This window comes from Neomoorella stamsii (assembly GCF_002995805.1).
GTDB lineage: Bacteria > Bacillota > DSM-521 > Neomoorellales > Neomoorellaceae > Neomoorella > Neomoorella stamsii.
Window position 1 is genome coordinate 1 of record NZ_PVXL01000079.1, and the last position, 22027, is coordinate 22027.

Below are 22027 nucleotides of genomic sequence, written 5' to 3' on the forward strand. Positions count from 1 at the left end.
TTCTTTTGCACCTCATTCATTCGGTTTCTCGCCTCCTGGTTGGTTTGTTTGTTTTGGTCTATTATTTTTTTACCAGGAGGCTTTTTTATTGGCAACACCTACCTTACATCATTACAGGAATGCTCTCCTTTATTTTTATGAAGGAGAGGGGTAAAAAAGTAATAAAAAGAGCTGGCCGGCTACCAGGCCTTTACCAGCTCCACATCCTTAAAGAAGTATTTAATAATCTCCTGGGGTGATTTGCCCTGTTCAGCCAGGGCTTTGGCCCCCCATTGACTCATGCCGACGCCGTGGCCGTAGCCCTCGCCCTTAAAGGTCACCCGGCCGTTACCGGTGGTTATACCTGTGAGCAGGGTTGAACGCAGGCGGTCACTGCCCAAGGCGAGGCGCAGGGCCGGGGCATCGACAGTTAACTTCCCGACCTTTAACTGGGTAGCCCGGCCTGAAGGGCCTTTGGCGGCAATACTTACAGCCGTAATAGTTCCCGGGTCCTGGCCGGTAACTTTTCTTACTGCCGCAGCCACCTCGGCGGTATTGAAGGTGGCCGTCCAGCTTTTATTCTCCGGCGTGGTTATGGCCATCCCCGGGTCGGGAACACTCTGGATGTAAGGTGCCGGTTCCCGCCGGAAATTTAATCCCTCCACTGCTGAAGCAGCCGTCCGGGGGCCGCCGGAAGCATGAAACCAGGCATTGATGTAGTTCCCTTTATACTTGATAACCTGGCCGCGGGTCATCTCTACCGCCCGGCGGACATTATCGTTGACCCTGGCAGGGTTGTAGGCCTGGAACTCTTCCACGCTGGTGGAGGCATCGGTACCGTGGGCCTTGACCCCGCCTTCCTGGATCTTTTTCATGGTAAAGGTCCGGGCGAGTATTGCCTGGGCCGCCAGGGCGTTAAGGGGCCAGCTTGGCTCCATTTCCGCTGCTACTACGGCGGGCAGGTATTCTTCTATTTTTAGCCTTTTAACCTCGCCGGTCTGGTTAACATAGAGGGAGAGGGTGGGTTCCTGGACTGCCGGTCGCCTTGCCGGGGCCCGGCAACCTGCTAAAACCTGGCTTAAGAACAACAGCCCTACCATACTTGCTATCACTTTACGCCTTAACGCCATGTTTGTCCCTGCCTTTAAGGTTTTACCCAGCACTGACGTTTCAGTTTTACCTTAGTATAAGCAGGAAGCCGGCATGGCTATGCATCCGGTGGTACAGTTGCCGGGGCCGGTTAAGGCTCGCCGGGCCCGGTTTTGCCTTCAGCCAGGACCCGGTAAGTTTCTTTAGCCCGGTCGGCAGCTATACTTTCCGGTGTGGCCAGGATCTCTACCGTCTGCCAGCGGTTGCCCAGCTTTAAGGTTAAAATGTCACCGGGTTTTACATCTGTACCGGCCTTGGCTGGCCGGCGGTTAACCTCTACCCCGCCACCATCACATACTTCCTTGGCCAGGGTCCGCCTCTTAATTAACCGGGAAACCTTTAAAAACTTATCCAGGCGCATAATGTACCTCCAAATAGAAAATCAGGCGTATTGCCTGATTTTCCCTTTTACCTACTTATTTGGCTACAGCTTCCCTCAAAGCCTTGCCGGCTTTGAAAACCGGTACCCGCGTGGCTGCGATTTCGATTTCCTCACCGGTCCGGGGGTTACGCCCTATCCGGGCGGCCCTTTCCTTGATCTCAAAGGTACCAAAGCCTACAAGCTGCACCTTATCGCCCTGGGCCAGGGCTTCTTCGATACTGGCTAACACGGCGCTGACTACCTTTTCGGCGTCTTTTTTGGTCAGGTCAGTTTTTTCAGCCACGCTGGCCACTAAATCCATTTTGTTCACTTATGATCCCTCCTGCCTATCAGTTGCCCTTGTTCACTTTTATTCGCTATAATCCAACAATCTCCTGCATTACCTCTTATCTTCCTGGAATTTTTTTCGCTTCTTCCCACAAAGCATCCATCTCCGCCAGGGAAAGACCTTTTATATCCAGTCCTTTTTGCCGGGCCTTCCTCTCTATATACTGAAAACGCTGCATAAATTTAGCAACGGTAGCCTGTAAAGCAGCTTCTGGCTCCACCCCAAGCCAGCGGGCCAGGTTCACTAAGGCAAAAAGGACATCTCCCACTTCAGCGGCCTGTTCCCGGCGCTCTTCCCCGGCCACAGCTTCTTTTAATTCCTCCAGCTCTTCCTCTACTTTGGCCCAAACTCCGGTCACGTCACTCCAGTCAAAACCCACCCGGGCTGCCTGCTCCTGGACCTTCAGGGCCTTCATGAGGGCGGGCAGCCCCCGGGGCACACTTAATACCGAAGGTTCCCCCTCTCCATTACTTTTCTTTTCGGCTGCCTTGATCTGATCCCAGCGGGCCAGCACCTCCCCGGCTGTATTTAAAATAGCCGTAGCAAAAACATGGGGATGACGGCGACGCATCTTGGCACAGATAGCTTCCAGGCAGTCGGCCAGGGTAAAGTCGCCGTTTTCCTCGGCCAACCGGGCATGGAAAACCACCTGTAGCAGTAAGTCTCCCAACTCCTCACACAGTTTATGCATATCGCCGATATCAATGGCTTCCAGGACTTCATAGGATTCTTCAATAAGGTAACGTTTAAGAGACTGGTGAGTCTGTTCCCGGTCCCAGGGGCAACCTCCCTCGCCGCGTAGCCTGGCCATAATAGCTTTGAGTCCCGCCAGGGTCCGGTCCCGGCCCTCAGGGTAAGGGGGCAGGTAAATACTGGTGAGGTGATCGATCCAGGGCAGGCGGTCGATAGCATAGAGAGGTACCGTTGCCACCCGTTCTTCCCCGGCCAGGCCGGCGCCCCGGACCACCGTTACCGGATATTCATCCGGGTAAAGGCCCATAAGGGTCAACTTGGTGTCGGACGCTATCCTCTGGTTGTAAACCTGGGTGAGTATCAGCCCCAGCCCGGGATCCAGCCCATCTAACGTAAAAGTCAGGGCATCGGTAACAGTTAAGCCCCGGGTGGGGTCAAGGTGCAGGGTGGCATACAGGGCGTCCAGGCAGCTCATGGCCGGTATTACCCGGGTGTCTACCCCGGCTCCGGGGGCAGCTTCCAGGAGCATGGTTACACTCCTTTCGGCTACCAGGGGGTGACCCGGTACGACGTAGGCCAGCTCTTTATCCCTGGCCTCCCCGAGTAAGGTAGCAACAATCCGCCGGTAAAGCTCCTCAAAATCTCCTGCCTGCTCATAATAACTATCAAAGCTCTCCCACTGCAATCCTCGCTCTTTTAAAGCCGCTACTGCCGGGTGCCGGGCCGTCCGCAGGTAGATCTTGTCCACTCCTGGCAGGGCCGCCAGGACCGCCGGCGGCACCTGGGCCGGGTCACCGGGCCCCATGCCGGCGATAATAACCTTGCCTGCCATCTACCTCGCCTCACAGGAAAAGAGTACCGTTTTATTGTACCACAACATCCGGCTAAAAAGAAAGCGGCGCCGGGGCGCCGCTGTTATTGTTCCATTTGTTTGGCCAAGAAGCCTGCCGCCGTCTCGGCCAGCTTCAGCTCCATATCCCCCATTTTCACCCCTGGCTCCCGGGAGCAGATAATTACCGCCCCGATGGGATCACCCTCGGCAATTATGGGAGCAATAACTTCGGCCGTAAATTTATAGGCCTCTCCTTCACCGTCAATGGGGAACAGGTCTTCCGTTGGGGAGTTAATCAGCACAGGTTTACGGTCTTCCATGACCTTTTCTACTGCTGGCCCAATGGGTTTATCCAGGAATTCCTTTTTGGGGGCACCGGCTACCGCAATAATGTTGTCCCGGTCAGCAATACAGGCTATATGCCCGATGGCTTCATGGAGTGAATCTGCATATTCCTTGGCAAAATCTCCCAGTTCACCAATAGGCGAGTATTTTTTTAAAATTACCTCGCCTTCACGGTCAACGAAGATTTCCAGTGGATCACCTTCGCGAATCCGCAAGGTGCGCCTGATTTCCTTGGGTATTACCACACGTCCTAGATCGTCAATACGCCGTACAATGCCTGTTGCTTTCACTGCTGTCTATCCCCCCTTTACCCTTTTTCCGGGTAACCCTTTCAAGGATTAGCTTTCACTGTTAGTATATAATCCATCCAGATGGTTTATTCATTTTTTCCCTGCCTTTTCTATAACTGGTACCATGGATAAAATCCGGCTCCCGGGCAAAAACTAAGTTTTTAATTACCCTAAAAATTGTGGACCAGTTACTAATTTCGCCCCCTGCCAACAATGGGTCCGTAATGTTGACTTTTCAGTACGCTGGCTGATATTTTCTAAAAAAATAGCAGGAAATAAAACTGTCAGGGGGAAATTAATAAAACCGGGGGGTAATAAACATGGTTGCCGGCAGAGGTTATCAGCTTAACACCATATTACAAAGAATAGCCAGCCTGAAAAAGTCCGGAGATTTCCAGGCAGCCCTGGCGGAAGTCCAGGCCGCCCTGGAGCGCTGGCCCGACGAACCGGCCCTGCTGGCCAGCCTGGCCAGCCTCTACCTGCGCCTGGGCCAGGAGCAAGAGGCTGGTTACCTGGCCGATAGGATCCTGCAACTCCAGCCCCGGGACCCCCGCGCCCTAGCCATCAAAGGGCAGGTAGCCACCCACCAGAAAGATTATCCCGCCGCCCTGGCCTGCTGGCAGGCAGCTTTCGACCTGGAACCATCCCCCTATCTTGCTACCCGCCTGGCCCAGGCCTATATCTATACCGGTCAACTGGAAAAGGCAGTGGCTTTCTGCCGCCAGCAGCTGGCCCTTGACCCTGAACAGCTAGAGCTCTGGAAAAAACTCGGCCTGGCCCTGGAAAAAATGGGCGATACGGCCGCTGCTGCTCAGGCCTACAGGGAAGTAACTGTCCGTAACCCCAATGATACGTTTGCTCAGGCACGTTATGTCAAGTTATCGGCTACCGGCCAGGACGGAAATAGTGTCCTCAGCGAAGTTAATGCTTTCCTCCGGGTGGGGCGGCGGGCCCAGAATCCTCACCTGCACGGGGTTAAGGGTAACGAACTCTACCAGCAGGGTCGTTATGCCGAAGCCGCCGTCGCTTACCACCAGGCCCTGGAACTGGCCCCCGGCGATCCCTTTTTCCTGGCCCAGCTGGGCTTCTGCCTCTACCGCCTGCGCCAGGACGAGGAAGCCCTGAACCTCCTCCAGCAAGCCCTGGAGAAACGACCAGCCGATGTTCATGTGCGCCAGACCCTAATGAACATTTACCGCCGGCTGGGCCGCCAGGAAGAAGGGGCGAGCTTTTTCAGGGCGGTAGCCAGTGCCCACTCTGAAGCCCGCCACCTCTGGGGCCTGGCGAAGAAACTGGAGCGGGAGGGGAAAAAAGATTAGCCGGGTACAATCTTATCATTCAGGAAGCAGATTTTAACGGAACTTTTTTCAGGGAGGGATTGGGTTTGCCTGGCGAAGGTCGCCTGCCTGCTATCAGCCAGCTTGTCCAGGTTCCTTTAGTACGCACGGTAATCCAGATGAAGGATACCCGCGACCCGGAGCTGCGGCAACAGCTCATCGAGAGCTTTGTCCTCACCGGCGAGGCCGAACTGGCCCTGGGCGCCGTTTTAAGTGCCATCGCCCGCGGCGAGGGTCAGGGTTTTTTCATCCAGGGCCATTACGGTGCGGGTAAATCCCATCTCCTGGCCATCCTGGAGCTGATCCTTACGCGGGAAGAAACCCGCCGCGCCCTGGCCGGTAAAGCCGGGGCCGCCGGCGCCTGGTACGAGAACATCGCCTCCCTGGTGGCGGTGATAGGGCAAAACCGCTACCTGGTGGCCGCCATCTCCCTGGTGGAGCACAGTCACCACGAAGAACTGGAAGACATTGTCCTGGCCGCCCTGGACGATGTCCTGCAAACCGGTGTGGGGAAGGGCCTGGGTCGCAAGACGCGGGAAGACTATGTAAACCAAATCCGGGAGCTGTTGACCGAGCGCTACCCCGAGGCACTGGAAGCCTATCTGTCCGGGGAAAAAATCGACCGGAAGGAACTCTTTCAACCAGACAACCTGGCTCTATTAACCTCCCTGCTGCGCCGCCTGGACCTTCCCTACCGTTTGGGCTACCGGCGCCAGGAAGCCTTTGCCGAACTGGAGTCTCTGGTTACGGCCCATCACCTGGCCGGCGTGGTTATCCTTATCGATGAGCTGTCAGAGTTCCTACGCTCCAAGCCCGACAGCCGCAGCTTTAACGAAGATATCCGCTTTCTCCAGTTCCTGGGCGAAATATCCGGCCGCCTGCCCCTGTGGGTGGTGGCGACCCTCCAGGAGCAGATCGAGGCCACCGGTGCCATACCTCCGGAAGCCTTCAATAAAATCAAGGATCGCTACCCCGTCCGCCTGCAGCTAACGGGAGAGCATATCCGGGAAATTATCAGCCGCCGGCTCATCAGGCAGAGACCGGAAGCGCAGGATCACGTTCACCGGCTTTACGCCGATCTAACAGCTGCCTTCGGCCAGTTGCCCTTTAGCCAGGAGGAGTTTTGCCGGCTGTACCCCGTCCATCCCCAGACCGTTACTTTCCTGGAAAGCTTGCGCCCCCTCTTTTCCCGGCATCGCGGTGTAGTGGACTTTATCCACGCGCGCCTGGCCGGCGACCCTGACCGGCAGATTCCCGCCCTGCTGGAGGCCCCGGCCGATACCCTGCTGGCCCCGGACCTGATCTTCGACCATTTCCGCGACCGCATCCAGGCTCGGCCGGAGACAAACCTCTACGTCCGCCAGGTCTTTCACTACTTCCAGCAGGAAATAGCCCGGCTGCTGCCGGAGGGCCGGGATCAGCATATAGGCTTAAGGCTGGTGAAGCTCCTCATCCTGGCCGCCCTTGGGGCCACGGCTAGGCCCCTGACGGTGCGCCAGCTTGCCCACCTGCTGTTGCAGCCCATCACCCGGCTGGAATCCGCTTTAAACTACGAGTATATCGGCGATCTCTTAAAACGCCTGTATCAGGACGGCGCCTATCTTGGTTACCAGCAAGGTGCCACTCCCCTGGAGGACGCTTTCTACATTGACCTCCAGGCTGACGTCCAGCTCCTGGTCCGCCGCCGCCTGGATTACATCAAAAAGAGCCTTTTCCCTGGAGACGGGCGCGTTTTCACCGGCCTCTGCCGGTGGCTGACCGACAACCGCCTGCCCCTGGCAAATCTCGTCACCACCCCCCGCACCCCGGTTGACGTCTTCTGGCAGCAGACGCGACGGGAGGGCTTGCTGATTTTTACCGACCTGACCGATTTAAGTCCCGCCGTCCTAGAGGAACTGGCCCGCCAGGCCCTGACCACGGCCACCGATTTTATCCTGGTCCTGGGCCAGGCCGAAGCCGGCAATAAACAACTGTCGCACCTCCAGGAAACCCTCCTGCCGGCTCTTGCCGGACCGGCGAGCAGGGCTTTCCTCTTCTGGCTGCCGGCCGCCGTCGCCGACGACTGGGAATTCCTGACGAGCGCCCTGGCCTGCCAGGTCTTGATGGCCGAGTACGAGGCCGACTCCTCCCCGACAGGAGAAAGGGTACGTTCCTACCTGGCGGCGGGAATGGAAGAGCTGAAAAGCAGGGTGCAGGATGTTTTCCGTCGCGCCTACACCGGTGGCCGTTTAATAACCGGTGACGGCGAAGAACTACCCTGGCCCACCAATCCGGCCTACGAAGCCTTTAAATCCCTGCTGGAAAAACTGGCCGCCGCCGTCCTCTCCCGGCGCTATCCCGAACATGCTAAAATTGCTCCCCGCGGCGGGGTACTGCTGGCTCCGCTGTTGCAGCGGGTCATAGGCGAATTCCTGGCACCCGGGGAGGTAAAAGGCAGGGTAGATGCCGGCCTGAAAATGGCCCTGGATAATTTCCTCCAGCCCCTAGGACTGGCGAAAAAGGCGAAGGATGGTTATATTCTCCAGGTGGCTTCCTCCCGCAACCCGCTGGTGGCCGCCTGCCTGGAGAGCCTCAAAGGCGGACCGGTCGGCCTCGCGGAGCTGGGCCTACGGCTACGCAAAGGCCCCTTCGGGCTGAGCGAAATCGCCTTCCAACTACTTATCCTGGCCCTGCTCCACAGCGGCCTGGTAGCCGCTTATAGCCACGGCCGCCGCTTAAATTTAAAGCAAATAGGCCCATATAATTTTTACAAAATCGAAGAACTGGGCCTAGTAGAAGTCCTGCCGGAGGCCTTCCAGGCCGTCCTGGCCGGGGTCAAATTACTGCCGGTTTCCCTGCGTCAGGGCCCTTTAACCCATGGCCGGCAGCAAGAGCTCTGGGACTACCTGGTTCAGTTCCAGAAAGACATGAGCACCCGGCTAAATAGCCTGGGCCAGCTCCTGGAGACAGTGGCCAGCTACCCGGCCCTGGCGGCCCTGCCCCTGGCTGCCGCCCGGGCCGACCTCAACCGGGTGGCCTCCCTGGTAGCGGAAATAAAGGTTTCCTATAGTCCCCGGGAGGGCCTGGAACGTTTCCTGGTCGCCTACCAGGCCGACCCCCTATGGGAAGTAGCCCTGGAGCGCACCCGGAAGCTACAGCATTTCCTGGAACAGAACTTAAACCATTTCCTCTTCATTCACGGTTACCTGACGTCTACCCAGCTGGTCCTGCCCGATACACCCGCTTATCAGGACTTACGCCGGCAAAAGGCCAGGTTGATAGAATTACTCAATAGCCCTGACGTCTTCTACCAGGAAGAAGTTTACCAGCAACTGGCTACCGCCTTTACCCTTTTCCAGCGGGCTTATACCGATGCCTATCTGGCCGAGCACCGGCGGCTGCGGTCACTGGAGCGCTTCCAGCCCTATCATGCCCTGCGGGAAGGGGAAGCCTACCGGTTTTTAACCTTGTTAAGCCAGCTAAAGCAGGTAGCTGCCCCGGACGCTCTAAGCCTGGTCAACCAGCTCCTGGCCGCAGCCCTGGCCCGGCAGTGCCCGGTTAACCCGGAAGGGCAACTGGCCCTCCAGCCGGCCTGCTCCTGCGGTCTGGCCCTGGGGGAAAAGGACGAGTTGCCGCCCCCGGCCGCCATTCAAGCCGCTGCTCTGGAGGGCATCCGGGCTTACCTTCTGGCCCTGCAGGATCCCCTCTACCAGGAGAAGATCCGGGGCTTTCTGGCTGGGCTGGAAAGTGTTGGTAAGGGACAGGAAGCAACCTGCTTGCGCCGGCTCCTGGCGGTAGACCCCCAGGACCCGGAACTCCTCGCCAAACTAAAGCCGGTCGTCAACCGCAATACCATTGGTCTCATTAACCAGGCTCTGGCCGGCCAGGTGCTGGTGGTCGAGCGCAACCTGGACGACCTCTACGACCTCCTGGCCAACCGGGTCCTAAAGCCGGAACAACTCCTGGATCTGGTGCGGCAGTGGCTGGCAGGCCGGGAGGGGGAGCAACCGGACCCTGCTACGCACATCCGGGTGATTGCCGCCAGCCGCCGGGAAATAGACGGAGTCCTGGTCGCCGAAACCGGTGTTCCTTATCAGTCCCGGGAGAACCTTTTGTACGACTGGTTCGCCGCCGGTTACCAGGAACTGCTGCCCTTGTGGCATCGACATGGCGAAGCCGGCCTGGCCCTGGCGGTAACGACCGCCTGGTGGCTACCAGGCCACCACCTGGAGCCGGAACTCGTGGCCCGGCTGTGTTCCTTGCCGGGGTTGGCGCCGCCAGCCACGACGAGCCTCCAGGAGCTGGCGCAGCAGGTCTTCGAACTCCGCGCCGGCCCGCCAGAGCTGGCCGGGGTCCTTTTAAACGCCGCCCGCCGGGCCCTGGCGGAGGAAGACCGGCTTGCTGCTTACTGGCAGGCCCTGGCGCCGGGGGGAAACCCTTCCGGCCCCGAGCTGCTGGCCATTATCGGGCGGGAAACCCTCTTCCCGGCCATCCTGCGCCGTGCTGCCGGCGCCTACCTGGAGTGGCTGTCCTACCAGGACGGCAGCGAACTGGCCACAGCCCTGCAATTGCTGGAGGGAATTACGCCGGGTGTCCCCCTTCAACCTTGGGAAGGGCCGGAACCGGCCGCTTACCTGGAAGCCTGCCGGTTGGCCACCCATTTGCTCCATTCCCTCGCAACCTTAACGGCAGCTACGCCGGAAAGCTTCGATGCCCCTGCCTGGGAAAAAATTTATACCACCCACCTGGGCGGTATGGAAAGCCTGTATTACCATTTACAACATCAACTGGCTACATTAAACCTGATGGAAGCCTTTCCCCTCGCCCGCCTGGAAACTGAGCTCCACCAGATACTGGCCAGGTACAGCCAGGCCTTCCAGGAATTTTATAACCAGGCCGGCAGTGTCCCCGGTATGACGCTAGAACAACTGCCGGTAAAGCTGGAACGCTATAGACAGCGCTGGCGGCCCCGAGCCCTTTACTTCATCTGGCTCGACGGCCTGCGCCGGGACGCCAGTGAAGTCATGTTAGCTGAGCTGGAGCAGGCCGGCCTGATCCAGCAGGAAATAGCCCGGGGTCTCCTCTGGGCCCACCTGCCAACCGTGACTGCCACCCAGCTGGCCCGGCTCCAGGAAGCCGGGTACAATCTCCGCTTCCTGGACGCCTCCGGCCCGGACCAAGACCTGGCTGCCCTGGCCCGAAAAGGCAATCGCCTGGCCCCTGGGCAGGAAGAGGTAGCCTTACGGTTAAACCTGGTGGACGATAAAGTCCACGCCTCTACGGACGACTACGCCACCTTCCTGGCCGAACTAGCCCTGGGCTTCCGACGCCGGCTCATACCGCTACTGGTGGCCCTACCGGAACAATCCCTCATCCTCCTGGCCGGCGATCACGGTTACGCCATCAATCATAATTTCCGCTCTGGGGATAAACATAAAAAGCCGCGCTACCAGCACGGCGAGTGTTCTCCCCAGGAAGTCCTGGTCCCCTGGCTGCTCCTGTGGAAGGTGGCTAACCGGCCCCCGGGGAGGTCATAGACGTTACTAACGCCCCTCCGCCTTCAGGTATTCACCCCGTGCTATACCTTCCTCCCCGGGCTCGCTACCGACATAGACCCGGGTGGGATAGGCCAGGCGGATGCCGTTGTCCCGGCAGGCCTGCCAGATTTTCTCCCGCAGAGCCCTTTCCACCGTCCAGAGGGAACCGGGTTTAGTCAGGGCGGTAATGGTAAACTGGCCGCCTTTATCCGATTTATCAATATCTGTAACGCCGTAGATCTGGGGCGGCTCCACCGGGCCTTCCGGCCCCTGAATAAATTCCTGGTAGTATTCCTTCTCCACTTCCCGGCAAGCCTGTTCTAAAACCTCCCGGATCTTACGTGGGTCTTCTTCAAAGGGAAAGGTGGCCGTGACAATGGCCCGCAGCTCTTCCCGGTTATAGTTGCGCACCGTCTTGATCTCGCTGTTAGCAATATAGAATTTCTTGCCGCTCCATTCCCGGATGGTGGTCAGGCGCAGGCCCAGTTCCTCCACCTTACCGGTCACCTGGCCGTTAATTTCCACAAAATCGCCGACGTGAAACTGGTCCTCAAAGATAATAAAGAAACCGGTAATGATGTCCTTCACCAGGCTCTGGGCACCAAAGCCTATGGCCAGGCCCAGCACCCCGGCGCCGGCAATAATGGGGGTAATATCGACAAACTGCTCCAGGGCCAGCATGACGGCCACAGCATAAATAAGATAACGTAATGCCGAAGCTAACAGGGTTTCCAGGGTTTTATCTTTGTAGGGGTCCCTCCTGGCCACCCGGAAAAGTCGATGGATAAACCTGGAAACCAGGTTGAGAACTACCAGGGCGGCCAGCATAATAACTGCCGCCCAGAACAGCTTTTCCAGGAACAAAAGCAATCGTGGCTGCAAGCCCTGCCATAACCAGGTTATATTACCAGTCAGCATATAATAACCCCCTTTAGCCTGCCGCTTCAGCGACCAGGTATTTAATCCTGGTGAGGACATCTTCCAGCAAAGCCAGCAACCCTTGCTGGTCCAGGCCCACCGTCCGCACCCTGATGGTCAAACCGCCGGCAGAAGAAAAGGAGAGCTTGCGGGGAAAATACTGGGTCAGCTGCAGCAGCCTTTCGCCCCGCAGGGCGTGATGCTGGCCAAAACTCAATTCTACTTCCCTGCCCTTCTGGTGCACACTGGTTACGCCAACTTCCTGGGCCAGGAGGCGCACCCGGGTCAGGCTCAAAAGATTTTGCGTCTCTACCGGTGGCCGGCCATAGCGGTCTTCTATTTCGCTGGCAATATCTTCGACCTCGTTTAAATCCCGGGCCGCCATCAGGCGGTGGTAGATTTCCATCTTCAAGGCAGCATCGGGGATATACTCGTCGCTCAAGAAAGTATCCACCGTTAATTCTACGGGGGCCGCCGGGGATGCTGCCACCGGCCTCATTTCCGGCAGGGCTTCGCCCCGCTGGCGTTTTAATTTTTGCACGGCTTCCTCCAGGAGCTGGCAGTAGAGGTCAAAGCCTACGGCCAGCATGTGCCCATGTTGTTCGGGTCCCAGGAGGTTCCCTGCGCCCCGGATCTGCAGGTCCCTGAGGGCAATTTTATACCCCGAGCCAAAGGCCGTAAATTCCCGGATGGCAGCCAGGCGCTTTTCGGCCACTTCACCCAGGACTTTGTCCGGCCGGTAGGTGAAATAGGCATAGGCCAGGCGGTTGGTCCGGCCAACCCGGCCGCGGAGCTGGTAAAGCTGGGCCAGGCCGAAACTATCGCTCTCGTCAACAATGAGGGTGTTGACATTGGGGATATCGAGGCCGTTTTCCACAATGGTGGTACAGACCAGCACATCGTAACGGCCTTCGATAAAGTCCAGCATGACCTTTTCCAGTTCCCTTTCCTCCATCTGGCCGTGGCCTACCCCCACCCGGGCTTCCGGTACCAGCTGCTGGACGTGATAGGCGAAGCGGTCAATATCTGCCACCCGGTTGTGAACAAAGTAAACCTGGCCGCCGCGGTCCAGTTCCCTGCGGATGGCCTCCCGTACCAGCTCCGGGCTGTACTCCACCACATAGGTCTGGACGGGAAAGCGGTCTTCCGGCGGCGTTTCAATCAGGCTCATGTTGCGGACGCCGGCCAGGGCCATGTGCAGGGTGCGGGGAATGGGGGTGGCCGTCATGGTCAGGACATCAACGCTGTAACGCATTTTCTTTAACTTTTCTTTATGAGCCACGCCAAAGCGCTGTTCCTCATCAATGATGACCAGGCCCAGGTCCTTGAAGGAGACATCACCGGACAACAGGCGGTGGGTGCCAATGACAATATCCACTTCGCCCCTTTTCAAAGCCTTAACAACCCGCTTTTGCTCCCCTGGAGAACAAAAACGACTTAGGACGGCTATCTTTACCGGGAAAGGCGCAAAGCGCGCCTTAAAGGTATTATAATGCTGCTGGGCGAGGATGGTTGTAGGCACCAGGACGGCCACCTGCTTGCCGTCCATGACAGCTTTAAAGGCTGAACGCATGGCCACCTCCGTCTTGCCATAACCGACATCGCCGCAGAGGAGGCGGTCCATGGGCCGTGGTTTTTCCATATCCGCCTTGACTTCAGCGATGGCCTTGAGCTGGTCCGGCGTCTCTGTGTAGGGAAAGGCTTCTTCAAATTCCCGCTGCCAGGGCGTATCGGGCGAAAAGGCATACCCGGGGATGGCCTCCCGTTTGGCATAGAGTTCCAGCAATTCCTCAGCCATGGCCTGGACAGCTTCCTGGACCCGGCTCTTGACCTTATGCCATTCATTGCCTCCCAGGCGGTACAGGCGGGGCACATGACCTTCAGCCCCGACGTACTTTTGTACCAGGGAAACCTGATCAATGGGTACATAGAGGCGGTCCTGGCCGGCGTACTGGATGAGGAGGTAGTCCTTTTTGACCCCTCCTACCTCCAGTTGCTTCAGGCCCAGGTACCGGCCAATACCGTGGTGGACATGGACGACGTAATCACCTTCCCGGAGATCGTTAAAAGAGGTGATTTTGCTGCCTTCCCTGGCCACCTTAAGCCGGCGCGGCCTTTTAACCCCGCCATAAATTTCCGCGTCCCCCAGGACGGCCAGCCGCATTTCGGGCCAGGAAAAGCCCTGGCGCAGGCGTCCCGGCACAATGAGTACCTGCCCGCCCTCGGGAACGGCAGCCACTTCATTCAGGGCCTGGCAGGCTATACCCTGGTCAGCCAGGGCCTGGCGCAAGCCGGCCACCCGGTCCGGATCGGCTGCCATAAGAATGGTACGGTAGCCATCCCGTCGCCAGCGGCTGAGTTCGTCAACAAGCAAATTCATCCGGCCTTGGAAGGCCGGGATGGACTGGGCCCCGACGCCGATGGCTTGCCGGGGACTGGTCCCCGGTGCCCGCCGGGGTAACAAGGAAAAATAGAGGCGCTGGTAGCGACTGAAAAGACGCTCCAGTTCGCCCGTTTCCAGGTAGGCCTGCCCCTGGGAGGGTAAAGCCAGGCCGCCGGCTAACATTTCGGTAAAAATCCCTAAGCGTTGCTGTTCCCGCCGGCGCATTTCTTCCTGCAAACGCGCCGGGTCATCAAGGACCACCAGGGGCGGGTGCGGGAAGTAATCGAAAAGGGTAGCCAGGCGCGGGTAAAAAAGGGCCTGGAGCTGGTCAATACCTTCCGGCCAGTCTCCCACCTCCAGCCGGGCCATTAGATTCTGGACCCTTTCTTTTAACTCCCGGGCTGCCTGGGGCTGGCGGTTGCGCAAGGCAGTATAGGTCTGGGAAAATTCGGCCTGCAAAGCCTCCAGCCCGGCCTTGATGTCCTGGGGCGGGAGAACCTCCCGGGCCGGCCCCAGGGTTACGGCCCGCGTCTCCGCCACCGAACGCTGGGTATCCGGGTCGAAGTAACGGAGAGAATCAATTTCATCGCCAAATAATTCTAAACGTACCGGTTCCCGGGCACCCAGGGGATAGATGTCAATAATGCCCCCCCGGGCGGCCAGCTGGCCGGGGGCTTCCACTACTTCCTCTCGCCGGTAACCGAAGGCAATTAATCTCTCCAGAAGAGCCTCGCGATCAATTACCTGGCCGATTTCCAGGGTCAGGAGGGCCTGCTTTAAAATCTCCGGCGGCGGCAGTTTCTGGAGCAAAGCTTCCACCGGAACCACCAGGAGCCGTATCCGCCCGCTGACCATGTCCGTCAGGGCTTTAAGGCGCTGGCCCGCCAGTTCCGGGCTGTGGGCGTATACCTCCACCGGCAGGAGTTCCGCCGCCGGCAGATAGCCGGTGCCTGACCCCGGCCAGAAGGAATCAATGTCAGCTACCAGGCGCCCGGCCTCATCGCATCCGGCTGTAACTACCAGGATAGGGTGGTAATCGAGGAGCATGGCTGCCAGCCACAACCCCTTTAAACCCTCTGGCAGGCCGTAGATCTGTTGCTCCGCCAGGCCCTGGTTGAAGCCCTTTACTATGCTGTGAAATTGAGAACTATCTCTGACAATTTGCAATATACCATAATTATGCATTTATACTGCACTCCAACCAGTAAGCAAGCTTTTGTTGATTAAGAAAAGGCCCTTTTTCCAGGGCCTCATCTCCGCATAACACTCCTCATCCACTATTTATTATATTCTGCCCCTGGGAAAGAAGTCAAGTTTTATAATTTAAATAAGGAATGCAGGGTCAAAATCACCTGGTTCCAGACCAGGTGAGCCAGGAAACCAATAGCCAGGGCTACGTCGGCCCGGCCGGAACGAGCGTAAGCTAAAGATGCCAGCAGGCCAAAAAAGGAATGACCTGCCACGGCCGCCAGGGCCGGTTTTAATTTCGGGGGCCTCTTTGCTGGAGGTGCACTGGCCAGTTCCCAGGCTGCTTCAGCGAGACCAAACACGCTGTGAACACCGGCCAGGGAAGTCCCTGTCAAAAGGGCCAGGCCTGTCTTCAGGGTCTCTTCCCCAAGGGGTCCTAATAAAGTAAGGATGGCTCTATTATTAAACCCCAACCCCAGGAGCACGTAGTTAACCACCCACGCTACCAGGGCTGCCATAAGGCCTACCAGCAAGGTTTGAAGAAAAATCATGGCTTAACCCCTGCAGGAGTCTCCCTGGGAGTTAGCGTTCCCTCCAGCTATTAAAACGGTTCATGGCCTCCTCGAGTCCCCCTCCTTCCAGGAGGAAACGGAGGGCCCGGGCCGCCTTCAGGAGGACCGGGCCCACCAGGGCCCAGTCGCCTTCACTGAAGGGCCGTAACACGTAGTCAACTACATTTTCCCCCTCTTGCGGCCGGCCAATACCTATTTTTAACCTTGGTATGGCCGTTGTCCCCAGGGCGGTGATAATCGACTGCAAACCGCGGTGACCGCCGGAACTGCCCGCCGGCCTGATACGCATCCGCCCCGGCGCCAGGTCCAGGTCATCGTGAACAATCACCATTTCGGCCGGGGCGATCCCGTACCAGCGCGCCAGGGGGGCAACGGCCTGGCCGCTATTATTCATAAAGGTCTGGGGCTTGACCAGGAGGACCCGCCTTTCCCCTGCCATCCCCCGGCCGATGAGCGCCTGGTGACGGCTGGAATTAAACTTGATTTCCATTTCGTCGGCCAAGAGATCAAGGACCATAAAACCCGCATTATGCCGGGTCGTTTCATAACGGGGCCCGGGATTGCCCAGGCCCACCACCATCTGTACCGGCAAATTAGCGCCCCCATCTCCAGTATTTACCTTTACGGGCTTATTCCGCTGCCGGCCTTTCTCCTTCTACTACCGGCGTCGCAGCGCCTTCTTCTACTTCCACGGCCCGGGTAGTTACCACCGTGGCGATTACCGCCTCCGGTTCGGAAAGAATTTTTACTCCCGGCGGCGCTTTAATGTCGGCTACCGCCAGGTGTTCTCCCACGCCAAGGTTACTGACATCAACAGTTATACCCTCCGGCAAGTCGGCGGGCAGGCCCTCGACCTCCACCTCCCGCAGGCCATGCTGGAGGATGCCGCCCTGTTCCACGCCTCTAGCTTCCCCTTCCAGGATGACAGGCACCGTAGCTCTGATTTTTTCATTCAGGGAAATCTGGTAAAGGTCCGCGTGGGTGATTACACCCTTGATGGGGTGACGCTGGACCTCCCTGATTACCGCGGCAAATTCTTTTTCTTTCCCGTTCCCGGTCACTATAACCTTAAGTAAAGCATTTTCCCCTTCCCGGGTGAGAATCCGTTCCAGTTCTTTAAGGGGAATGGCCAGAGGTATATTACCGGCTTTTTTCCCATAAATAACCCCGGGTAATTTCCCCTGCCGGCGTAAGCGCCGGGCCAACTGTTTACCAGTGTCAGGCCGCACTTCTACTACCAGTGTCTGGACTTGCATCAATCCCAACTCCTTTCACTATATTTAAGTTTAGCCTACCTGGAAACAGCATAAACCCCTTCCCGGCTGAATAAGCATGTTATAAGCCGGGAGGTGAGCAAGGATGTTTTATACCAGCAAGAAGCTCATGGGGATGCCCGTAGTCAGCCTGGCCGACGGCCACCAGCTGGGGCGCATCAAACGCCTCTTAATTGACCAGCAAAGAATGGCCATTGCTGCTTTCACCGTAGACCGTAAAGGATGGTTTAAGGAACAGCCTGTAATCCCTTACAGCCATGTCAAAAGCGTCGGTAACCATGCCGTCACCGTAGACCAGGCCAGTGCCGTGGTAAAATTAAGTTCCCTGCCAGAACTGGAGGCCCTGGCCAAACATCCCCTCCCCCTGCTTGGTGCCAGGGTTATTACGGAGGAAGGTACCGTCCTGGGTACCGTAGATGACTTTCGCTTCGACCCCCAGGACGGCAAGATTTATTACCTGGATATTAAAAGCGGCCTCCTCCATGGAACCAGGAGCCTGGAAACTACTCAAATCATCACCTGCGGCCGGGACGCCCTGATAGCCAGGGCAGGGGCTGAAGAATCCCTGCAGAAACCCGGGGGCCTGTTAAACGTCAAATGGCAGGAAACCATCGCCAGCGCCGGCAAAGCCCTCGAGGGCGCTGGCGGGATTACCCACAGGGCAACTGAGGCCTTCAACCGTTACCGGCAACGCTTGCCCTTTGGCCGCAAAAAAAATGACGACCCGCCCCCGGGGGATATGAACTAGTCGAAAAGTTTACTGACGGACAGGTCCTTGTGGATGCGAATAATGGCTTCGCCCAGGAGGGGAGCTACTGAAAGGCGACGTAACCGGGTTATTTCCTTGCTTTCCGGTACGGGAATGGTGTTACAGACGACTACTTCCTGTAGCGGCGCTGCCGCCAGGCGTTCCCGGGCTGGCCCGGAAAGTACCGGGTGGGTACAGCAGGCGTAGACGGCCCTGGCGCCATGCTCCAGTAGAGCCCTGGCCCCGAGACAAATGGTCCCCGCCGTATCGATGAGGTCATCAATCATGATGACCGTTTTATTTTTAACATCACCGATGAGATTCATAATCTCAGCCACATTGGGCGCCGGGCGCCGCTTGTCGATGATGGCAATTTCCGCCCCGATGCGTTCGGCAAAATTACGCGCCCGGGTTACTCCCCCCAGGTCCGGGGAGACTACTACAGCCCGGTCAAAGCCCTTGCTGTTGAAATAATCGGCCAGTATAGGCACTGCCGTCAGGTGGTCCACCGGGATATCGAAGAAACCCTGGATGGCCGCCGCATGGAGATCCATGGTCAATACCCGGTCAGCTCCGGCAGCGGTAATCAAGTTGGCTACCAGCTTGGCTGAGATAGGTTCTCGGGCCCGGGTCTTGCGTTCCTGGCGGGCATAGCCATAATAGGGTACCACGGCGGTAATGCGCCAGGCCGAAGCCCGCCGTAAAGCGTCAATCAAGATTAAAAGCTCCATCAGGTTGTCATTGACTGGCTCACATGTAGGCTGGATGACAAAAACATCTTCCCCTCGTACGCTTTCATCGATGGCAATATTGATTTCACCATCGCTGAAGCGTTTAACCTTGGCCGCCCCCAGGGGTACGCCCAGGTAGGCGCCAATCTCCCGGGCCAGCTCCGGGTTGGCATTGCCGGTAACGATTTTTAAACGTGCGCTTTCTGTTTCCATTTTCTTTTTTAATAACCTCCAGGTTCCAGGGAAAAAGGTTTAACTCTGTGTTTACTTCGCTTTTTTTATTATTTTTCCTGCCTTTTTTCGTCATCTTTTTTACCCCTGGTGGGTAAATTAACCTGCCTTTCCCGGGCCAGGGCTAGGGCCCCGGCCGGTACATCCTTGGTAATGGTGGACCCGGCACCCACCAGGGCCCCGGCCCCTACCCTGACGGGGGCGACCAGGTTGGTATTGCTGCCAATAAAGGCCCCGTCTTCAATAATGGTCGGCCACTTTTGCCGGCCGTCGTAATTACAGGTGATGGTGCCGGCACCTATATTTACCCCCGTTCCCACGGTGGCATCGCCCAGGTAGGTCAGGTGCGGCACCTTGGAACCCCGGCCAATCCGCGAAGCCTTGATTTCCACAAAGTCTCCCACCTTAACGCCTGCTTCCAGGACCGTCCCCGGCCGTAAATAAGCAAAGGGGCCTACCTGGCAGTCAGGGCCAATGGTGCTCCCCAGGACTACGGCGTGGATTACGGTACTGCCATCACCCACCCGGCTGTCCCGGATGGTAGTCCCGGGGCCCAGGCAACACCCGGCACCAATAATAGTATGTCCCTCAAGGAAAGTGCCCGGGTATATAATGGTATCCTTTCCAATTGTCACCGTGACATCTATATAAGTCGCTTCCGGGTCAATGATTGTTACCCCGTCAAGCATAAGGGCCGTATTGACCCGGCGCCGCCAAACGGCTCCGGCTGCAGCCAGCTGGGCACGGTCATTGACCCCCAGCACCTCCTCAGTGTCCCTCGCAACCAGCGTCTGGACCAGGAGCTCCTGGCTTACGGCCATGGCCACAACGTCGGTAAGGTAATATTCACCCTGGTCGTTATCGGGTTTTAACCGGCCCAGGGCCGGCCAGAGAAAGGCAGCAGCAAAACAATAAATACCGGTATTGATTTCATTAATTGCCTTCTCTGCCGGGGTGGCATCCCTCTCTTCGACTATACCCTTTACCTGCCCCTGCCCGTCGCGGATAATGCGGCCGTATCCGGTGGGATCGGCAACTCTGGCCGACAGGATTGTAACAGCAGCTCCCGTGGCCTGGTGGTGCTGTAAAAGCCCGCTTAAAGTGGCCGGCCTGATCAGGGGGGTATCACCGCAAAGGACCAGAACAGTAGTAGCTTCCCCGGCGGCTTCCCGGGCCTGGGCCAGGGCATGACCGGTACCCAGTTGCTGCTCCTGGAGGGCGTATTTCTGCTCCGGGCCCAGGGCGGCTCTGACTTCCTCAGCCCCGTGACCAATGACAATGATATTATCTTCGATGCCAGCCTGCCTGGTTGCCGCTAGGACGTGTTCTAAGAGGCTGCGCCCGGCTACCCGGTGCAGTACCTTGGGCAGCCGGGAATACATCCGTTTCCCCTGGCCGGCGGCCAGGATAACGGCTACTGTTTCGGCCATAGGATCTCCTCCAAATCAGGGTTCTGCTAAAAATGGTGTTGCCTAAAATTTCATTGTTTCGTGGTGGGGGACGTTAGCCCTCTATGAAGGACTCCTTCGGCCCACTACCCAGAACCCGCCGGGCGAGTTCCAGGTCGCTCTCTTTATCGACATCGATACCGATTTCGGGGTACGGGGAGATTATCCCTACCCCCCGGGCTCCCAGCAGGCGGGAGAAATGCTTTTCTGCTTCGGCAATGGTCAGGCGGTGGGTTAAGAACTTAACTATAAATTTAAGGCCTATCAGCCGGCTCAATGCCAGGGGGCTTTTGCGCAATCTTACCAGTTTCTGGCCCTGGCGGGCGCAGGTAAGTAAGGCCGAAGTCTTAATTAAAACCATGTTACCGCCGGTGAAGGTACCGTCGCGCAGGCGTACATAGGTACGTTTAACGCCGGGGTAGCTGGCCTCATTGCATTCCCGGCTGACGATAGGGTAATAAAAATCGGCCGGTCGTTCCCGGCAACGGTCCAGGAAATCCCTGACTGCCTCGGGTTTCAGGAGGGGAATGTCGGCGGTAACCAGGAGCAGCCATTCGGACGCCGGCAAGGCTGCCGCCCCGTTCAAGGCGCTGTCTACCGTCGTCCTCCCGGACGGCACCAGGGTAATATCACGGGGAAGGGCTGAGGCCAGTTCCGCCGGGCCTGCTACAACCATTCTCCGGATACGGCTCGAAGCCAGGAGGGCTTCCACCACCCAGGCAATCATGGGCCGGGAACCAACAGATAACAGGCCCCGGCCTTCTTTATCCCCAGCGAGGATAACAGCATCTACCTCCACCCTTAACCCCTCCCTTATGCCTTTTTACCGCTGCTGGAACGCATTTCTTCCCTGATGGCCTCCATCATCCGGTTCTCGGCATTTTCAATGTGTTCTTGGGCGAGGCGCTGGGCCAGTTCTACATTGCGGGCGGTAATGGCCTCCACTAGTTGTTTATGTTCCTCCAGGGTTTCCCGCATCCGGCCCGGCGTTCCCAGGGAAGTTGTACGAAAACGCTGGATTTGTTCCCGCAGGTTATTAATAATTTGCACCAGGCGGTCATTGCGGCTGGCCCGGTACAGGACATCATGGAACTGGGTGTCAACTTCAATCAGGGTCTCCAGGTCGTCGGCTGCCACACAATCGGCCACTTTTATTAACAGGCGCTCCAGCTCGTCTAACTCTTCTTCCGTAATGCGTTCGCAGGCCAGGGCGGCCGCCAGGGACTCCAGGGCGGAGCGAATCTCAAAAACATCGGCAATATCTTTGGTAGAAAGGTCAGCTACATAAGCTCCCTTGCGCGGGATCATGACGACAAAACCTTCCAGCTCCAGCTTGCGAATTGCTTCCCTGACGGGAGTCCGGCTGACACCCATTTCTTCCGCCAGCTGGACTTCCATGAGCCTTTCGCCGGCCTTCAACTGGCCGTTGATAATGGCTTCCCGTAGAGCTTCAAAAACTATTTCCCGTAAGGGCTTGTAGTTTTCCAGCTTCCCACTGAGCAGATTCTTCATTGTACCACCTTTCCCATTGCCATTTACCAAATATAACCTGCCCCCTCCTGATATGGAAGGGCCTTGTCAAGCCCCTCCGAAATTTTTTTGCGAAACCTGTTTTAGAGACAGAAATATCCACCCACTGCTTAAGGCAGCAATCAAAGTTGGACGTCTACGGATTTTAACTCT

The 22027-nt window shown here is 57.6% G+C and carries 17 protein-coding genes; 3 read left to right on the top strand and 14 right to left on the bottom strand.

Annotation, left to right across the window (positions count from 1 at the left end; all coding sequences use genetic code 11):
- Nucleotides 1–179 precede the first annotated feature (179 nt).
- From MOST_RS16420 to spoVT, 5 genes are all read right to left on the bottom strand, one after another.
- The gene (locus tag MOST_RS16420; protein WP_054937436.1) at nt 180–1109 is read right to left on the bottom strand and encodes a SpoIID/LytB domain-containing protein; all 930 of its coding nucleotides are present in this window, start codon (nt 1107–1109) and stop codon (nt 180–182) included.
- A gap of 110 nt (nt 1110–1219) precedes the next feature.
- Complete coding sequence (locus MOST_RS16425) at nt 1220–1489, bottom strand: RNA-binding S4 domain-containing protein (RefSeq protein ID WP_054937437.1); 270 nt, start codon at nt 1487–1489, stop codon at nt 1220–1222.
- A 55-nt stretch (nt 1490–1544) separates the two neighbouring features.
- Complete coding sequence (gene hbs, locus MOST_RS16430) at nt 1545–1811, bottom strand: non-specific DNA-binding protein Hbs (RefSeq protein ID WP_208974853.1); 267 nt, start codon at nt 1809–1811, stop codon at nt 1545–1547.
- An 85-nt stretch (nt 1812–1896) separates the two neighbouring features.
- Nucleotides 1897–3363, bottom strand: a complete 1467-nt coding sequence (yabN, locus tag MOST_RS18085; protein WP_054937439.1) for a bifunctional methyltransferase/pyrophosphohydrolase YabN — start codon at nt 3361–3363, stop codon at nt 1897–1899.
- A gap of 83 nt (nt 3364–3446) precedes the next feature.
- Nucleotides 3447–3998: a stage V sporulation protein T gene (gene spoVT / locus MOST_RS16440; protein WP_054937440.1), complete on the bottom strand. Its 552-nt coding sequence runs from the start codon at nt 3996–3998 to the stop codon at nt 3447–3449.
- 320 nt (nt 3999–4318) lie between these two features.
- Here spoVT and MOST_RS16445 point away from each other — a divergent pair, with 320 nt between their 5' ends.
- Nucleotides 4319–5317 carry a tetratricopeptide repeat protein gene (locus MOST_RS16445; protein ID WP_054937441.1) on the top strand — a complete coding sequence of 333 codons (999 nt, stop codon included), beginning with the start codon at nt 4319–4321 and terminating at the stop codon, nt 5315–5317.
- A gap of 65 nt (nt 5318–5382) precedes the next feature.
- Nucleotides 5383–10851, top strand: a complete 5469-nt coding sequence (locus MOST_RS16450; RefSeq protein ID WP_054937442.1) for a DUF6079 family protein — start codon at nt 5383–5385, stop codon at nt 10849–10851.
- A 6-nt stretch (nt 10852–10857) separates the two neighbouring features.
- Here MOST_RS16450 and MOST_RS16455 read toward each other — a convergent pair whose 3' ends face one another.
- The 5 genes from MOST_RS16455 to MOST_RS16475 form a co-directional block, all read right to left on the bottom strand.
- The gene (locus MOST_RS16455) at nt 10858–11769 is read right to left on the bottom strand and encodes a mechanosensitive ion channel family protein (RefSeq protein WP_054937443.1); all 912 of its coding nucleotides are present in this window, start codon (nt 11767–11769) and stop codon (nt 10858–10860) included.
- A gap of 13 nt (nt 11770–11782) precedes the next feature.
- Complete coding sequence (mfd, locus tag MOST_RS16460; RefSeq protein WP_054937444.1) at nt 11783–15337, bottom strand: transcription-repair coupling factor; 3555 nt, start codon at nt 15335–15337, stop codon at nt 11783–11785.
- A 131-nt stretch (nt 15338–15468) separates the two neighbouring features.
- Nucleotides 15469–15891: a hypothetical protein gene (locus MOST_RS16465; protein WP_054937445.1), complete on the bottom strand. Its 423-nt coding sequence runs from the start codon at nt 15889–15891 to the stop codon at nt 15469–15471.
- 31 nt (nt 15892–15922) lie between these two features.
- The gene (gene pth / locus MOST_RS16470) at nt 15923–16504 is read right to left on the bottom strand and encodes an aminoacyl-tRNA hydrolase (RefSeq protein WP_244267141.1); all 582 of its coding nucleotides are present in this window, start codon (nt 16502–16504) and stop codon (nt 15923–15925) included.
- Between the two features lie 37 nt (nt 16505–16541).
- Complete coding sequence (locus MOST_RS16475) at nt 16542–17168, bottom strand: 50S ribosomal protein L25 (RefSeq protein ID WP_054937446.1); 627 nt, start codon at nt 17166–17168, stop codon at nt 16542–16544.
- Nucleotides 17169–17271: 103 nt separating this feature from the next.
- Here MOST_RS16475 and MOST_RS16480 point away from each other — a divergent pair, with 103 nt between their 5' ends.
- Nucleotides 17272–17934, top strand: coding sequence for a PRC-barrel domain-containing protein (locus MOST_RS16480; RefSeq protein ID WP_054937447.1), 663 nt, complete (start codon nt 17272–17274; stop codon nt 17932–17934).
- Here the strand turns inward: MOST_RS16480 and MOST_RS16485 are convergent.
- From MOST_RS16485 to MOST_RS16500, 4 genes are all read right to left on the bottom strand, one after another.
- Nucleotides 17931–18878 carry a ribose-phosphate diphosphokinase gene (locus MOST_RS16485; RefSeq protein ID WP_054937448.1) on the bottom strand — a complete coding sequence of 316 codons (948 nt, stop codon included), beginning with the start codon at nt 18876–18878 and terminating at the stop codon, nt 17931–17933. The two genes, MOST_RS16480 and MOST_RS16485, sit on opposite strands and share 4 nt — an antisense overlap.
- 68 nt (nt 18879–18946) lie before the next feature.
- Complete coding sequence (gene glmU, locus MOST_RS16490; protein WP_054937449.1) at nt 18947–20326, bottom strand: bifunctional UDP-N-acetylglucosamine diphosphorylase/glucosamine-1-phosphate N-acetyltransferase GlmU; 1380 nt, start codon at nt 20324–20326, stop codon at nt 18947–18949.
- 73 nt (nt 20327–20399) lie between these two features.
- Entirely contained in the window at nt 20400–21143 is a 744-nt protein-coding gene (locus tag MOST_RS16495) for a nucleotidyltransferase family protein (protein WP_054937450.1), read from the bottom strand.
- A gap of 14 nt (nt 21144–21157) precedes the next feature.
- Nucleotides 21158–21856 carry a GntR family transcriptional regulator gene (locus MOST_RS16500; RefSeq protein ID WP_054937452.1) on the bottom strand — a complete coding sequence of 233 codons (699 nt, stop codon included), beginning with the start codon at nt 21854–21856 and terminating at the stop codon, nt 21158–21160.
- Between the last annotated feature and the right edge of the window lie 171 nt (nt 21857–22027).

Bases quoted from the DNA above. Each gene is read 5' to 3' on its own strand.
- glmU (WP_054937449.1), bottom strand. From the start codon at position 20,326: ATGGCCGAAACAGTAGCCGTTATCCTGGCCGCCGGCCAGGGGAAACGG.
- MOST_RS16465 (WP_054937445.1), bottom strand. From the start codon at position 15,891: ATGATTTTTCTTCAAACCTTGCTGGTAGGCCTTATGGCAGCCCTGGTA.
- MOST_RS16475 (WP_054937446.1), bottom strand. From the start codon at position 17,168: ATGCAAGTCCAGACACTGGTAGTAGAAGTGCGGCCTGACACTGGTAAA.
- MOST_RS16445 (WP_054937441.1), top strand. From the start codon at position 4,319: ATGGTTGCCGGCAGAGGTTATCAGCTTAACACCATATTACAAAGAATA.
- MOST_RS16485 (WP_054937448.1), bottom strand. From the start codon at position 18,878: ATGGAAACAGAAAGCGCACGTTTAAAAATCGTTACCGGCAATGCCAAC.
- MOST_RS16455 (WP_054937443.1), bottom strand. From the start codon at position 11,769: ATGCTGACTGGTAATATAACCTGGTTATGGCAGGGCTTGCAGCCACGA.
- mfd (WP_054937444.1), bottom strand. From the start codon at position 15,337: ATGCATAATTATGGTATATTGCAAATTGTCAGAGATAGTTCTCAATTT.
- MOST_RS16420 (WP_054937436.1), bottom strand. From the start codon at position 1,109: ATGGCGTTAAGGCGTAAAGTGATAGCAAGTATGGTAGGGCTGTTGTTC.
- MOST_RS16480 (WP_054937447.1), top strand. From the start codon at position 17,272: ATGTTTTATACCAGCAAGAAGCTCATGGGGATGCCCGTAGTCAGCCTG.
- hbs (WP_208974853.1), bottom strand. From the start codon at position 1,811: ATGGATTTAGTGGCCAGCGTGGCTGAAAAAACTGACCTGACCAAAAAA.
- MOST_RS16500 (WP_054937452.1), bottom strand. From the start codon at position 21,856: ATGAAGAATCTGCTCAGTGGGAAGCTGGAAAACTACAAGCCCTTACGG.
- MOST_RS16425 (WP_054937437.1), bottom strand. From the start codon at position 1,489: ATGCGCCTGGATAAGTTTTTAAAGGTTTCCCGGTTAATTAAGAGGCGG.
- yabN (WP_054937439.1), bottom strand. From the start codon at position 3,363: ATGGCAGGCAAGGTTATTATCGCCGGCATGGGGCCCGGTGACCCGGCC.